This is a genomic window from Persicobacter sp. CCB-QB2 (assembly GCF_001274635.1).
Taxonomy (GTDB): Bacteria; Bacteroidota; Bacteroidia; order Cytophagales; family Cyclobacteriaceae; genus Persicobacter; species Persicobacter diffluens.
On record NZ_LBGV01000001.1, the window covers coordinates 2,452,389 to 2,466,673 of the forward strand.

General features: G+C 43.4%; 12 protein-coding genes. 4 read left to right on the plus strand and 8 right to left on the minus strand.

The window, feature by feature from the left end:
• Positions 1-2: 2 nt before the first annotated feature.
• Complete coding sequence (gene hisD / locus NG22_RS10880) at positions 3-1,292, minus strand: histidinol dehydrogenase (protein WP_053405749.1); 1,290 nt, start codon at positions 1,290-1,292, stop codon at positions 3-5.
• Between the two features lie 4 nt (positions 1,293-1,296).
• A complete protein-coding gene (gene hisG, locus NG22_RS10885; RefSeq protein ID WP_053405750.1) occupies positions 1,297-2,157 on the minus strand; it encodes an ATP phosphoribosyltransferase in 861 nt (286 codons plus the stop codon).
• Between the two features lie 253 nt (positions 2,158-2,410).
• Between hisG and NG22_RS17820 the strand changes: the two genes are divergently transcribed.
• On the plus strand, positions 2,411-2,581 hold the full coding sequence (locus NG22_RS17820; protein WP_157601015.1) for a hypothetical protein: 171 nt from the start codon (positions 2,411-2,413) through the stop codon (positions 2,579-2,581).
• Between the two features lie 136 nt (positions 2,582-2,717).
• Here the strand turns inward: NG22_RS17820 and recO are convergent, their stop codons facing one another.
• The 3 genes from recO to NG22_RS10900 are packed head-to-tail and all read right to left on the minus strand — an operon-like array spanning position 2,718 to position 6,231.
• On the minus strand, positions 2,718-3,416 hold the full coding sequence (recO, locus tag NG22_RS10890; RefSeq protein ID WP_053405751.1) for a DNA repair protein RecO: 699 nt from the start codon (positions 3,414-3,416) through the stop codon (positions 2,718-2,720).
• 6 nt (positions 3,417-3,422) lie between these two features.
• Positions 3,423-5,660, minus strand: a complete 2,238-nt coding sequence (locus tag NG22_RS10895; protein WP_053405752.1) for a T9SS type A sorting domain-containing protein — start codon at positions 5,658-5,660, stop codon at positions 3,423-3,425.
• Positions 5,620-6,231 (minus strand): thymidine kinase, encoded by a 612-nt coding sequence (locus NG22_RS10900; RefSeq protein ID WP_053405753.1) that lies wholly within the window; start codon positions 6,229-6,231, stop codon positions 5,620-5,622. Before NG22_RS10900 ends, NG22_RS10895 begins: the two co-directional genes overlap by 41 nt.
• A gap of 261 nt (positions 6,232-6,492) precedes the next feature.
• Between NG22_RS10900 and NG22_RS10905 the strand changes: the two genes are divergently transcribed.
• Positions 6,493-7,134: a hypothetical protein gene (locus NG22_RS10905; protein WP_053405754.1), complete on the plus strand. Its 642-nt coding sequence runs from the start codon at positions 6,493-6,495 to the stop codon at positions 7,132-7,134.
• 14 nt (positions 7,135-7,148) lie between these two features.
• Complete coding sequence (locus NG22_RS10910; RefSeq protein WP_053405755.1) at positions 7,149-7,484, plus strand: hypothetical protein; 336 nt, start codon at positions 7,149-7,151, stop codon at positions 7,482-7,484.
• Positions 7,485-8,418: 934 nt separating this feature from the next.
• Here NG22_RS10910 and ald read toward each other — a convergent pair.
• Complete coding sequence (ald, locus tag NG22_RS10925; RefSeq protein WP_053405758.1) at positions 8,419-9,546, minus strand: alanine dehydrogenase; 1,128 nt, start codon at positions 9,544-9,546, stop codon at positions 8,419-8,421.
• A 514-nt stretch (positions 9,547-10,060) separates the two neighbouring features.
• Between ald and NG22_RS10930 the strand changes: the two genes are divergently transcribed.
• Complete coding sequence (locus tag NG22_RS10930; RefSeq protein ID WP_253275679.1) at positions 10,061-12,439, plus strand: thiamine pyrophosphate-dependent enzyme; 2,379 nt, start codon at positions 10,061-10,063, stop codon at positions 12,437-12,439.
• Positions 12,440-12,865: 426 nt separating this feature from the next.
• Here the strand turns inward: NG22_RS10930 and NG22_RS10935 are convergent, their stop codons facing one another.
• Together NG22_RS10935 and NG22_RS17410 are read right to left on the minus strand one after the other, a co-directional pair.
• Positions 12,866-13,279, minus strand: a complete 414-nt coding sequence (locus NG22_RS10935; protein WP_053405759.1) for a hypothetical protein — start codon at positions 13,277-13,279, stop codon at positions 12,866-12,868.
• Positions 13,280-13,831: 552 nt separating this feature from the next.
• Positions 13,832-14,284, minus strand: a complete 453-nt coding sequence (locus NG22_RS17410) for a DUF255 domain-containing protein (RefSeq protein WP_072159063.1) — start codon at positions 14,282-14,284, stop codon at positions 13,832-13,834.
• Position 14,285 lies beyond the last annotated feature (1 nt).

Genomic DNA, 14,285 nt, shown 5'->3' on the forward strand with positions numbered 1-14,285 from the left:
CATTAGGATTTTAAGTGTTTTAGGCGAAGGGTGACTGCATTTTCGTGCCCATTAAGTTCCTCACTGGCCGCCATTTTTTCAATAGCAGGGCCAATGTTTTTTATACCATTTTCAGTTATTTTTTGGAAGGTGATCTGTTTCAGGTAGCTATCCAGAGATACGCCGGAATAATTTTTAGCATAACCATTCGTCGGAAGGGTGTGGTTGGTTCCCGAGGCATAATCTCCGGCAGACTCCGGCGTATAGGCCCCAATAAATACGGAGCCTGCGTTGATCACCTTTTCCGCCATAGCATCTTCATTTTGAGATTGCAGGATCAAATGCTCCGGCCCGTAAGTATTGATCAGCTCCAGCGCTTGCGTTTCCTCCTCCATCACGATGGCGAGACTATGTTTCAGCGCTTCTTTTGCAATTTCCGCCCTTGGCAAAGTCTCCAGTTGAAGGGTCACTTGCTCCTGCACGGCCTCTACCACTGCCATTTTGTTGGTAACTAATACGACCTGGGAATCAACTCCATGCTCGGCCTGAGATAATAAATCTGCGGCTACAAAAGCCGGATTGGCCGCCTCATCTGCATAAACCAGTACTTCCGAAGGGCCGGCCGGCATGTCAATGGTCACATTAGTGATTTGCCCGACCAACTGCTTGGCCGCCGTGACATACTGATTTCCGGGCCCGAAAATTTTATAAACCTGAGGCACGCTTTCCGTACCAAAAGCCATGGCAGCAATCGCCTGCGCCCCACCCGCCTTTATGACCTGATCAATGCCTAAAAGCTGTGCAGTAAAGAGAATCGCCGGATGCACCTTCCCTTCCTTATTGGGAGGTGTACATAAGACAATCTCCCCACAACCCGCAATTTTAGCAGGAATCCCGAGCATCAATACGGTAGAAAAAAGTGGCGCTGTGCCTCCCGGAATATACAAGCCCACCTTCTCAATGGCCACGGATTTCCGCCAGCAATTCACTCCGGGCATCGTTTCTACTGCCATCACCGGACGTGCCTGTGCCGCATGGAATTTCTCAATATTCGCAGCGGCCAGCTGAATGGCATCTTTCAGCTCTTCCTCCACCAAAGCTTCTGCTTCCACAAACTCCTCAGCGCTTACCGCTAAGCTGTCCAGCTCAACCTCATCAAACTGTAAACCAAAAGCTTTGAGGGCTTCATCACCCCTGTCCCGCACTTGCTCGAGCACGGGCTGCACGCGTCCGTATATTTCCGAAAGATCCAGGGTAGGGCGTTTTAACAACGCTTCCCACTGTTCTTTTTCCGGTTCCAGATAAATCTTCATACCCTTACTTGATCATTTTATCTATCGGAAGACTAATGATATCCTCCCCTCCCACACTTTTAATATCCTCAATAACGGACCAAAACTCATCTTCCTGAATGATGGCCTGCAGTGACACCCAACCCGGAGTAGACAGTGGCGTGACCGTGGGGCTTTTGGCACCGGGAAGGATCTCCTCAATATTCTTCAGCGCCTCCTCCGGGGCGTTCAACATGATATAACGGAAATTGCGTGCTTCCTGCACCGCCGCTATGCGGAATAATAATCGATCCAAAATAGCCCGCTTATCGGCATCCAGCCCTGGATTAGCGACCAAAACCGCCTCAGAGAAAAACACTTTTTCTACTTCTTTGAGCCCATTACTGATCAGGGTAGAGCCCGAGGATACGATATCAAAAATACCATCAGCCAGGCCAATGCCCGGGGCTATTTCCACAGAGCCAGAAATGGTGTGGATGTCAGTATCTACTCCTTGCTCCTCAAAAAATTGGCGAAGAATTACCGGATAGGAAGTCGCTACTTTCTTTCCCTGAAAATACTTTAAACCCTCATAATCAACCTCTTTAGGAATCGCCAGGGAAATTCGACATTTAGAAAAACCTAAACGTTTAATAAGGTCTACATTTTTCTTTTTTTCCGCGACCTCATTCTCTCCTACAATCCCAATATCCGCCACTCCGGAGGATACATAATCCGGAATATCATCATCTCTGAGAAATAAAAATTCGATCGGAAAATTAGTTGAAGTGGCTTTTAACTTGCGATCATTATTGGAAAATTTCACCCCGCACTCTTTCAACAAGCTTAAAGAAGATTCTGATAAACGGCCTTTTTTCTGAACGGCCAAACGCAATACAGTACTCATGTGATAATATGATTAAGGATATAAAATTTCTTATTCCATCATCTGCAAAAAATGCAGACCTGCGGGAAACAACCCGACTTTAACATTAAAAATTATGGATAAATTAGGATAAATCCGAAATACTATTGGATTATAACAAAACACCCGCTACAAAGCTGTTCTTTAAAAAAATATCCGGATTTGGTCGTTAGACTGAGGGCTACATCCTGGATGTGAAGGCACCTCAAAAATTATACACTCCTCAAAAAGAGGAATGATGATGATGGAAAGCATGATGAAAAGTGTGGGCACAGCGAACTGCAAGGCGGTCAATGCCCTGAACAGAAGAGGTCGATATGTTCGCTATGGTGTTCATCATTCTTTAGAAGATGCGACTAAGGTAGGAGCTGATTCTTTTAAATCCAATGGTTTTTTGAAAAAATGACAAAAAAACAGGCTAAAGGTTATCAAATTAAAACCTTTAGCCTGTCTTCATTTTCAATAAAATTTCGCGGAGCGCTGATTTCGCCCTTAGTCAAACCAATAGAATTAGATATGTGGCCTTTGGAAGAAAAGTAACTTCAGGAAAGTACCTCTCTTAAAATGGCCATGGACTGTATTTCCCCAAAACCATCAATATGCTCCCGATAAAAACGAAGTAAATGATCCAAAACGGTTCTTCGGATATAGTTATTCATGGGAATGTGCTGCCCAAAGGAATAGGAACGCAGTTTTTCCAGCATTTCTTTTTCCTGTTTAGCAATTTCCGGATCATCGGCCCACTGAATTACTTCCGCGATGATCTGGTCACCAGTGGACACCCCAAGCCCCAGAGGCTGACCAATTTTTAATAAAAACTGAAGATGAAAATTTTCATAATGTGCCTCCATCTGATCAAAAGCCTGCACACTTAAGAATAAATAATTAAACATCTGAGGATTGGCTTCTTCATGACGAAGCAGTTGGGCACAAACTTCTGTGATGAATAAAGCCACAGTAGACTTCATGACCTCAAAAGGAATGCTTTGCAGCGGATAAGCAATATTCACTTCCGATATTCGGTTTAAATCCGAGCCGGGACGCTCATAGACTACCAAATCCAGGAGCGTTAAAGGCTGAAAGAAAGCTATCTTATTATTTTTGGTCTTGGCTTTCCGCACACTGTTCACCACATAAGAGCGCATCCCGAAAGCCTCAGTATAGATCCGGACAATGATGGAGGTCTCCCGGTACTTGATATAGTTCAGCACCACTCCGCGGGTTTTATGCAAGTTACTCATACAGTCCTAATTAATCACGGCAACCTTACCTACGGCCGCATCGGTACCATCCTCCTGCGCCACCCAAACCAGGTAAATGCCGGGGCCTACAGGTGCTCCGGAGGCGGTGGAACCATTCCAGCTGGCAGTTCCGCCATTGGCCACGGTTTCAAATAGCAATCGGCCACTAAGGTCGGTAATTTTTACTGTCGCATCAGCCGAAAGTTGATTGATCGTCACCGGCCCGGAGAAAGAAGCCCTGACCGGGTTCGGGAATATTTTCACTTCCCCCTGGGGAGAAATACCCGCGGAGGCATCTGAGCGGAAGGAAACCATTCCTGCCTCCGTCAAAATAAACACTTCCCCACTCCGTGATTCATCCGCCAATTTTAAAATCTTGTTGGCAGGTAAAGGGCTATTGTCGCGGTTAAACTCCGAAATTAATTCGATATCAGAATTACTACTAAAATCCGTAATCGGTTTAGAATACAGAAATAAACCATCATCAGCACCCAACCATTTTCGGTTTCCACCATCCACCGCCACGGTATTCACCTGCTTGCCATTGAAAATAGGAAATCCGTTGGAAATCGGTCTTACAGCACTGATGCTACCATTGAAATAATCCGTATTAGGCAAAAAGAAAATACCCTCGGGCGTTGCCAGCCACAGATTTCCCATTACATCAAAATCCATATCCAATATATTGGCATCAGGAAGTGCGGAAACATTGCTGGTATTTAAGACTTTAGACTGCTGATTTTCAAAATCATAAACATAAATCCCGGAAGACCTTTCCGGATCCAGTCTACACATCAATACATTTTGGAAAGGATGGACCAATATTTCTGAAATCACTATGGATTCACTACTCAAAGATTTCCACTCCTCCTGAGGAGCTTTTACCCAAAGTGCCGGACTGGCATTATATTGTGCCAACCATAAATTACCGAAACGGTCATCGGTAAAAGCGGATAATCGGCTATTATTGGAGAGCCCGGGTACTTCTACCTGTTCGAAATTACCTTCCACATCCACTTTCCAGAGGCCATTTCCCATGGTGGCTAAATACCAGGCTTCCTCCGCCACCACCCAGGCGCCATCCACAATATCGTTTACCTCTACGCCCAAGGGCCTGCTATCAAAGTTTTGCCATCTTCCCTGATCAAAAACATCAAATGCACCAGCATTTCCGGCGGGCACACCATTGTTATAACCTCCCACAAAAGAGAGTATATTTTGGTGGTTCGACTTAATTTGAAAAGGTATAGGGGTCGAAATTCCCGATGGCGTAAGCACCTCTTCCTGACCACCTTGCTTACGCACCAATCCCTGCTCATGGTCCGCTATCCAAAGCAAATTTTCACTTCCGGCAATTTGCTGTGGAGCCAGCACTCCAGCCTCAATGGTTTTTAACTCCTGGTTTTCCCATTCGTAAATGGAAAGGCCATCGACCACCCGAAGTTTTTGCTGAAACTGAAGATCCGTGACACTCTGTGCACTTTGCCCAATAGTTAGCACCCCTTCAGCATAGGTGAAAAGATTATTTGCTTCTGCCCAAAATAGCTGATTCCCATCTGATGTCACGGCCTGCGTAGCAGCTTCCGGATGACTCCATTCCTGCGCATAGCGCCTCCAGCTATTGAAGTCCTGGATATTCGACTGACCGGTGAGGTCATTCCCCAACAAGCCACTGGCAGTAGCCAAAATCAAACTATCGCCTTTGAGTGTCCCATCAAATACCTCCAGAAACTCCCCTTCCGGGGACAGATCTCGCACAGAGGCGATAACATTTCCTCTGTCAACATCAAATAGAATGGCGCCATAAGGCAATATGGCTATGGTGGTATCTCCCCTGAAAATAAAATTTCGAATTTCCTTATTGACCGGACGAGGATCATCCTTAATGGCAGAAAATGTCTGAATAGATTCCGGGCTAATTACATCAATCCCGCCAGAAGCATAGCCAATCAACCATTGTTCGTGCCGGGCATCGTATGCAAGAGAAGTGAAGGTATTTTCGCTCAGTCCGTCGGCTGCCGTGACCGGGCTCAATTCCCCGGCGGTCTGATCGAAATAAAACAGGGAGTTGGCGGTCGCACAATAAACCTCATTTGGCCCTTCGGCCACTAAGGTGGCCTTTAAATAATTGAAGTGTGTCCGCCAGCTTCCGGTGGGTATATCCTGCGCCTGAGCGGCCCAGCCAAAAAATACGGCAAAGGTACTAGAGCGTATCCTCTTGCGCAGTCTTGATTTTCTTTTCATTCATTCCCTCGTTATAGCATTTTCGACAACGAGGCTCATATGCTTCTTTTTCCCCCAGAACTACCTGCTCTTCGTTGGCAGTCATGCGGAATGAATAGGAAGCCACCGAGCCACATTGCGCGCAGATGGCATTTACCTTGGTGACAAATTCGGCAGTGGCCATCAGCCCCGGCATTGGACCGAAAGGTTTTCCTTCGAAGTCCATGTCCAGTCCGGCTAAAATAACCCTTTTCCCTTGGTTTGCCAATTTGTTAGCCACCTCAACGAGCTCCATTCCAAAAAACTGAGCTTCATCAATGCCTACCACTTCGTAGTCCCCGGCATGGTCTAAAATTTCCAATGCCGCATGTAAAGGCTTACACACCACCGCATTAGCATTATGAGAAACTACTTCCTCCTCCGCATAGCGGGTATCAATACTAGGTTTAAATATGACCACTTTTTGTTTGGCAATTAATGCACGGTTAACCCTGCGAATTAATTCCTCGGTTTTTCCAGAGAACATGGATCCGCAAATTACCTCTACCCAGCCTGCCTGAGAAATGCCTCCAAAATGTGGCTCAATAAACATAGATGTTGAACGTTTAAAATGAATGTGATCTGAATATGATGACAAAGATAAGTCGAATATTCTCTCGAGGGAATATTGAAAATGCGGGAATTTCGGTTACGGCTCCCCCAGAAATTTTAGGCCTGGAAGATTTTTTTTTGATCGGTTGTCTTATTTCAAAGATGTTTGTACTTTATTTGACAGTCAAAACCATTATTTTTGTTTGCTAAACCCATCAAGCATTATATTATTGTGGGTAAGACCTTTTAGGGATCGAATTACATGGATAGAATAATCAACACGCGGGTCATTAAAGATTACGCTAAACAATATACTCTAGAATTTTCAGCTAACTTTTTCAGAAGCGCTCCGGTGGTAGAGGGGAAACATTTAAAAACCCTTTGCAATGTCGCGCAGATCAATTTTTTTCTGATTCAGATACTTTCTGAAAAATGGCACCTGGAGGCGCAAAAAATCAAAAGTCCTTATTTTGATTTTACTGCCCCGGCCGTTCAGGATGCTTTTAAGCGTTTTAAAAACATCCTTTCTCAGCATATTTCCATCGAACAGTATGATTTTGAACCCCTGATGGAGGAAGCCTGCTATCGCAGTTTGCTTTTAACCTATGCCCCGGAGAATTTTTACAAGGAAATGTGGGAGCAGTGGGAAACGGATGAGGTATTATTGATTCAGTTGAAGAACCAATTGAAATACTTAAAGATCAACAACCGCCCGTTTGAAAAAATGGTGCAGATCTGGGAAGCGGAGAGCAAAGACGGTCTTAAGCTGGAAGAGAGCAAACAACAGTTGGCCCAATTAATGGAAAATGCGCATTGGGATCTTCCCGACAATGAACAACTGATTGAAGAGTACTCTCGGGTATTCCCCTGGATCCGGATAAACTATTTGAAACCATCACCCTGACCCCTGTTGGTACGATGGAGGAGGAAAGCCTAAATGGCACCCTTCATGCGCAATTGGCCAACCATCACCAACAGGAAGCCATTACGCTTGCGGACAGGCTGAAGAGTAGTAACCAAAAATCGTTAAAGGATTCGATCTCGCTGAACCAGCGCTTTATGTTCACCAATGAGCTTTTCGGAGGCAGTAAGAAGATTTTCAATGAAACGCTTGATCATATTGAAGGCTATGAGACCAATGATGAGGCTGCCACTTATTTGATTAATAATTTTGCCAGACCTTATGCCTGGGATATGAATGCCAATGAGACCAAAGAGTTTTTGAATTTGGTGGCCAGTAAATTTCAGGGATAAAGATTGTATCAATGACCACCACATCAGTCCCCAACAGGACGCCCTTTTTTCAGCGCACTCCAATTCGGAATACGATTTTGGTGCTTTCCATAGCAATGTTATGCTTAAGAGCGTATTCCCTATTTGATTTTATTCAAGTAACCGGGGGAATTTTCTTCGACCATTTCACCTCTTACTGGATATATTTACTTCAGTGCTGTATATGTATCGGTTTTATATTAAGAGGAAAAATTGGCCTTGGATTAGCTTTTACCTGTAACATTGCATTATTAAGCCTTTATTTTTTACCCTATAATCTGACTATCTCTCAATTATTGATCCCTACGCATTTTCGAGTGTTGCTGGTAGGGGCATTTATTTGTTCTCCTTTAGGACAAAGGATATTTATTGACCCACCACTTCCCCGAAAACAAATGAGAAAGATGGCCTTGTTCATTCCTCTTGGGTTGACACTGGGGCTGATTCCCCATTTCTTTTTTTCCTGAATCGCCTGATGTAAAGCAGGGCTAAAGCCGAATAATTTTCATGCTTAAGCCGGATTAATTATGCTTCAATCCTCTTTTAGCTGCAAGGCGGGAAAAATCGGACTTTTACCGACCTCCAGACTAAAGCAGCTCCCCTCAATTTCAATCAAAAAAAACGCCACGCTTAAGCCGGAATATTCATACGTCAATTCTCGTATAGCTGGTAGGCGGATGAAATGAAGGAAAAGTTTCCTATTTCGAGTTTTTCCAACGAAACAGGTAAATGAGGAGAAAGCAAGCATACACAAATTTGAGCTAATAAAAAATCAGCAAAAACCAACCCTAACACCCTGATCGATGGGTCTTTGTGACATTCCGCCAAATCTATCGGTAAGAAAATTCGGCTTAAATGAAAAAAGCGGATCCTGATAACAAGACCCGCTTTCCAATTTATGCTTTGTTTGATGTTCTTACGCTTCTACTTCTTCTTGCAGGTATTGCTCCACGGCAACATAGGGCAAATCAAACGCCTCGGCTACCGCTTTGTAAACCACATCACCTTTCACCACATTCAAGCCCGGCTTCAATTGTGGATTTTCATTACATGCTTTCTTCCAGCCTTTATTCGCCAACTCAATCGCATAAGGCAAAGTAGCATTGGTTAATGCCAAAGTGGATGTATAAGGCACCGCTCCCGGCATGTTCGCCACACAATAATGTACTACATCATCAATGATAAAAGTAGGCTCGTTGTGAGTCGTTGGCTTACAGGTTTCAATACAACCACCCTGATCTACTGCCACGTCAACCAATACAGTCCCCGGACGCATTTCTTTCAGCATATCACGGGTAACCAAGTGTGGGGCTTTTGCTCCTGGAATCAATACAGCTCCAACAATCAGGTCAGCTGTCTTAATTTCCTGACGGATATTGTACTCGCTGGACATCATGGTTTTCACATTGGCCGCCATCACATCATCCAAATAACGCAGACGATCCAAAGAGATATCCATGATGGTCACGTCAGCACCCATACCTGCCGCCATCTTAGCCGCCTGGGTACCTACTACACCCCCGCCTAATACCAATACCTTGGCTGGTTTCACCCCGGGAACGCCACCTAAAAGAATACCTCTTCCCTGTTCTGGCTTCTCCAAATACTTCGCGCCTTCCTGAATAGACATTCTTCCGGCCACTTCCGACATCGGCACCAATAATGGGAGGGAACGCCCTTTTTCCACTGTTTCGTAAGCCAAACAAACCGCCTTGCTTTCAATCATTGCCTTGGTTAAGGGCTCATAGGAAGCAAAATGGAAGTAGGTGAACAACAACTGATCTTCTTTGATCAAGTCGTACTCATATTCAATTGGCTCTTTGACCTTAATGATCATTTCTGCGATGGCATAAACATCCTCAATGGTTGGAAGGATAGTTGCACCGGCACTTTGGAATTCCTCATCAGAGAAACCACTTCCCAATCCTGCGGTCGCCTGAACGTACACCTCGTGACCATGCTTTTTCATTTCCACCACACCTGATGGAGTTAATGCCACACGATTCTCGTTATTCTTAATTTCCTTTGGAACTCCGATAATCATAATTCAACGGGTTTAATGTATACTGGTATTAATCTTAGAAAAATTACATTTTAAACAAATGACATTTTCGTCCCTTGTTTCTAGGTGTTAATTTGTGACTTTTTATTTAATTTCCTACAAGTTGTCGGCTATTTTTTATTTATCATGCTTTTCCAATCCAATTCAAATCATTCCTTTAAATGAATCAATCGCGAATCTGAAGGTGATTTTGAAGAGAACAAACTAAAAAAAGTGAAAAAATTTTTATAAAGAAAATTAATATCCTACCAAACATTATTTGGCAAATTGCATTATTGTCGAAATTTCGATAAAATATTAAAAGTCAAAACAAAAAATCAAATCGCCGGAATTAAAATCTCCTTTAGGGCTTTCGGGGAAAAGAATGTATATTTAGAATAGGACAGGAAATATCCGGACTGTTAATTTTTATTTCTTCGGATATGTGAAAAGATTTTTGAGAACCTTAAAAACCAGTTTGACTGTGTCGAACCAAAATACAACAACTGTATCCCAATTGAACAAAAAAGATATTTTACAGGACTATCAAATTGTTGCTGAAAGCCGAGAAACAGCGCTAGTAGGTCGCAAAGAGGTATTCATGGGCAAGGCTAAATTTGGAATCTTTGGAGATGGCAAAGAAGTCCCACAGGTAGCCATGGCACGCGCCTTCCAAAAAGGAGACTGGCGATCAGGCTATTACCGTGATCAAACCTTTATGATGGCCATTGGTGAAATGTCCATTCAGGCCTTTTTCGCCCAGCTTTATGCCCATACTGATTTGGAGGCAGAGCCGGCTTCAGGGGGAAGAATGATGAATGGGCACTTTGGGACACGATGGATTGATAATAATGGCGACTGGAAATCACAGGCTGACACCTATAACGTAGCTTCTGATATTTCTCCCACTGCGGGGCAAATGCCTCGAATCATGGGCTTAAGCTACGCCTCAAAACTATATCGAAAAGAAACAAAATTACAGGGAGAAGCATTTTCAAAATTCTCCAATAATGGAAACGAGGTCGTATTCTCCACCATTGGAAACGCCTCCACTTCCGAGGGCATGTTCCTGGAAACCATTAATGCGGTAGGAGTCATGCAATTGCCGGTGGTGATGTCCGTTTGGGATGACCAATACGGTATCTCAGTAGGGCCGGAGCACCACACCGTTAAACAGAGTATTTCTAAAGCCTTGGAAGGATTCCAGCGTACGGAGGAGCATCCGGGGATTGAAATTTTTGAAGTGAATGGCTGGGATTATCCAGCACTGGTAGAAACCTATCAGGCCGCTGCAAAATTGGCTCGTGAAGAACATGTTCCATGTTTGGTACATGTGGTGGAAATCACCCAGCCGCAGGGGCACTCTACTTCCGGTTCTCACGAACGCTACAAATCCAAAGAGCGCCTGTCCTGGGAAGAGGAGTTTGATTGCGTAAAGAAAATGCGTGAGTGGATTTTAGCGGAAGGGCATGCCACTGAAGAAGAATTGGAAGCCATGGAACTGGCGGCTAAGAAAAAAGTGAAGGAAGAGAAAAATGCGGCCTTCAAAGCTTTCTTAGACAGCATGGTGGATGATCGCAATAAAATCATCAGCCTGATTGAAAATCTGGCGGCCAATGAAAATGAATCTGAGTCTATCAAAGCGGTTGCTGATGGCTTGAAAAATGCCTTCAACCCAATAAAACTAGACACTATAAAGGCGGCGAAAAAAGCGCTTCGCATTGTAAGAAGCAAGCCCTCTCCGGCGCGAATGGCCATTCAAAAATGGTTACAGGAAGCCGAAGAGAAGCACCGCCAAGAATACAATACATTACTTTACTGCGAGGATAGTTCCTCCGCATTGAAAGTGCCGGTCATCGCCCCAACCTATGGGGAAGATGCTGAAATGAAGGATGGTCGTGAGATCATCAATGGCTTTTTCTTTAAGGCCATGGAGAAAGATCCGCGGGTGTTTGCTTTCGGCGAGGATGTTGGAAAAATTGGGGATGTCAATCAAGGTATGGCCGGACTTCAGGATAAGTTTGGGGCACTACGCGTACATGACACCTCTATCCGCGAAATGACCATCATTGGAGAAGGAACAGGAGCTGCCATGCGTGGTCTTCGCCCTATTGCCGAGATTCAGTATCTGGATTATCTGGTTTATGCATTAAATACCCTGACGGATGATGTGGCTTGTCTACATCACCGTACTGCGGGAGGACAGAAGGCGCCTTTGATCGTGCGTACTCGCGGACACCGCCTGGAGGGCGTTTGGCACTCCGGATCTCCGATCAGCATGATTTTGGGAAGCTTGAGAGGGATGTACGTTCTTACCCCAAGAAACTTTGTGCAGGCTGCCGGTATGTACAATACCCTTTTACAGGCGGATGATCCTGCCTTGGTAATTGAATGCCTGAATGGCTACCGCCTGAAGGAAAAAATGCCGAGCAATTTGGGTGAATACACCGTACCACTTGGACAGCCTGAGATTCTGAGAAGCGGAACTGACGTAACGGTGGTCACTTACGGTTCTATGTGTCGCATCATTGCTGCAGCAGCGGAGGATTTAGCACAGGTAGGCATTTCAGTGGAAATTATCGACGCACAAACACTGGTTCCATTTGATTTGGAACATAAGATTGTGGAGTCTATCAAAAAAACCAATCGGGTAGTATTTGCCGATGAGGATGTTCAGGGAGGCGCGTCGGCTTATTTAATGCAAAAAGTACTGGACGAACAAAAAGCTTATCAGTATCTGGATTCACAACCGATCTGTATTGCTTCTCAGGATCACCGTCCGGCTTATGGCTCTGACGGCGATTATTTCTCCAAACCCAATCCGGAAACAATATTTGATGCCATCTACAAGATGATGCACGAATATGACCCGCAGCAATTCCCGGAAATTTACTAAGCATATATTATAAGGTTACCATATTTTAAACAGTCACTTTTCGATTCAGAAAGGTGGCTGTTTTTTTAAGCCGGATTTTTCATGCTTAAACCCTCGTTTAGCTGCCAGGCGGAAAAAATGAAGGTTTTTTTCCTATTTCGAGATTTTTCCAAGGAAGCAGATGAACAAGCACAAAGCAAGCATATCCAAATTTGAGCCATTAAATCCGGCAATTGCAATCATAACGGCTCGTATAAGAAACGTAAGTGATTTCGAAGCTCTTACCTGTCAAGTTGCACTGAGCCAAATTTGCGATTTGACACAAATTTTAAGACTCTAAACAATCCGTCAAATCGCAGATTTGGCGGAGTTGATTAAATGCACTAACTTTCCGTAAACCACTGAGCCAATTATGTTTTTCATACATTATTGTGTGCAGTAATTCTTTCATATTCCTTTCAATATCTCTCCAATCTCTGGATATTTTTGTCTTTTACTCCAGGTCATTAAAGTCCTTAAAGCATTTGCCATGACCCATTGTAGATTCTTGTCAGTCTCTTTTTGAAAAAGCTCTAATATTTTATCTGTGGCAATCTTTTTAGCTTCCTTTTCGGTCAAAGCTCTAATAATCCCTTCAATCGTTTTAGGGTGATAATCCAAATGTTTTACTAAAGTTTCATAAGCAATACTATAATCACCTGTAAAATCCCTTTCTAAAAATTGGTGAGGCGAATTATTTACTAAATCCCATACTGAATCAATTCCCAAGCCTAAGCTCTTTAATTCTTGAACAAGAGGTTCTTCATCTTTATTAAGTAGTTCCTCAAGCTCTTTTCTATTAGTCTTTTTTTCTCTAATCATCTTTTGATAGCTTTCCTCCGATGGTAATTTTTGCTGTAATTCTTGAGCTGTCAGGCTTTTTTTCTCATCAATTATAGTTTATTGCATTTAAGGTAAAATCATTTTTACGAATTTATTGGAGGACCAGCTTGTCCTATAATGTCTCCACCATTTTAATTTAATCAAAAAATCGAGTCACCGCCCAACTTATCACATCCTGATTGCAACAATATCCTGTTATCTTTCCGTATTCTTTGTAATCAGAAATATTGAATCCGTCCTCAATATCATTGTACCAAATTACCTTCTTTCCACAAATCGCAACAGCCCAAAATCCATCTCATAAATCTCCATACTGAAGTTCAGACCATTTTTCTAGGTCAATTTTAATCAATTACCAAAAATTCCAAAGTTCACCATTCAAATCAGATTCAGTTTAAAGAATCTCGTCGTATAGTTCTCTTAATTCTATTGGTTTCCATTCTTGCATTGCGGTTTGTTTTTATTACACACAACACACTGATACCAACCCACTTCCATTAACCATCCAACCCTGTCAGTGAATAATTCGGCTTAAAGCGTAAAAGCATTGGGTAAATTCGGATACTTTTCTCGCCATACCTTTGTAAAAACTGGTCTGGTCTTCCACATTTCTGTACCGATATATTTATTCAGAAAATAAGTCATCGTTTCCGAACCCATACCGGCATTAGCACAAACAGCAGTATAGGACTTCTCCTCCCCGGAAGCGGGTAGCATCACCACATGATTTGGAAAAGCCTGAATTTCGGAAAACAATTCCCAAAAGGGGTTCACCTTCCCTTCTTCAGAAGAATAAGTCTTGCCCATAAATGCGATCTCACTAAGCCTGTTCAAATTCAGCTCGCATACCGAATACTGTTGATTTAACAAAGCAGCAACCTCTGCACTGTTAAATGTATGATGCTTTATAAACCTACAAGGGGAACAGCCATTCGTAGTAATAAATAAATAGATGGGCTTGCCTTCTGTATGAAAAGCCTCCAAA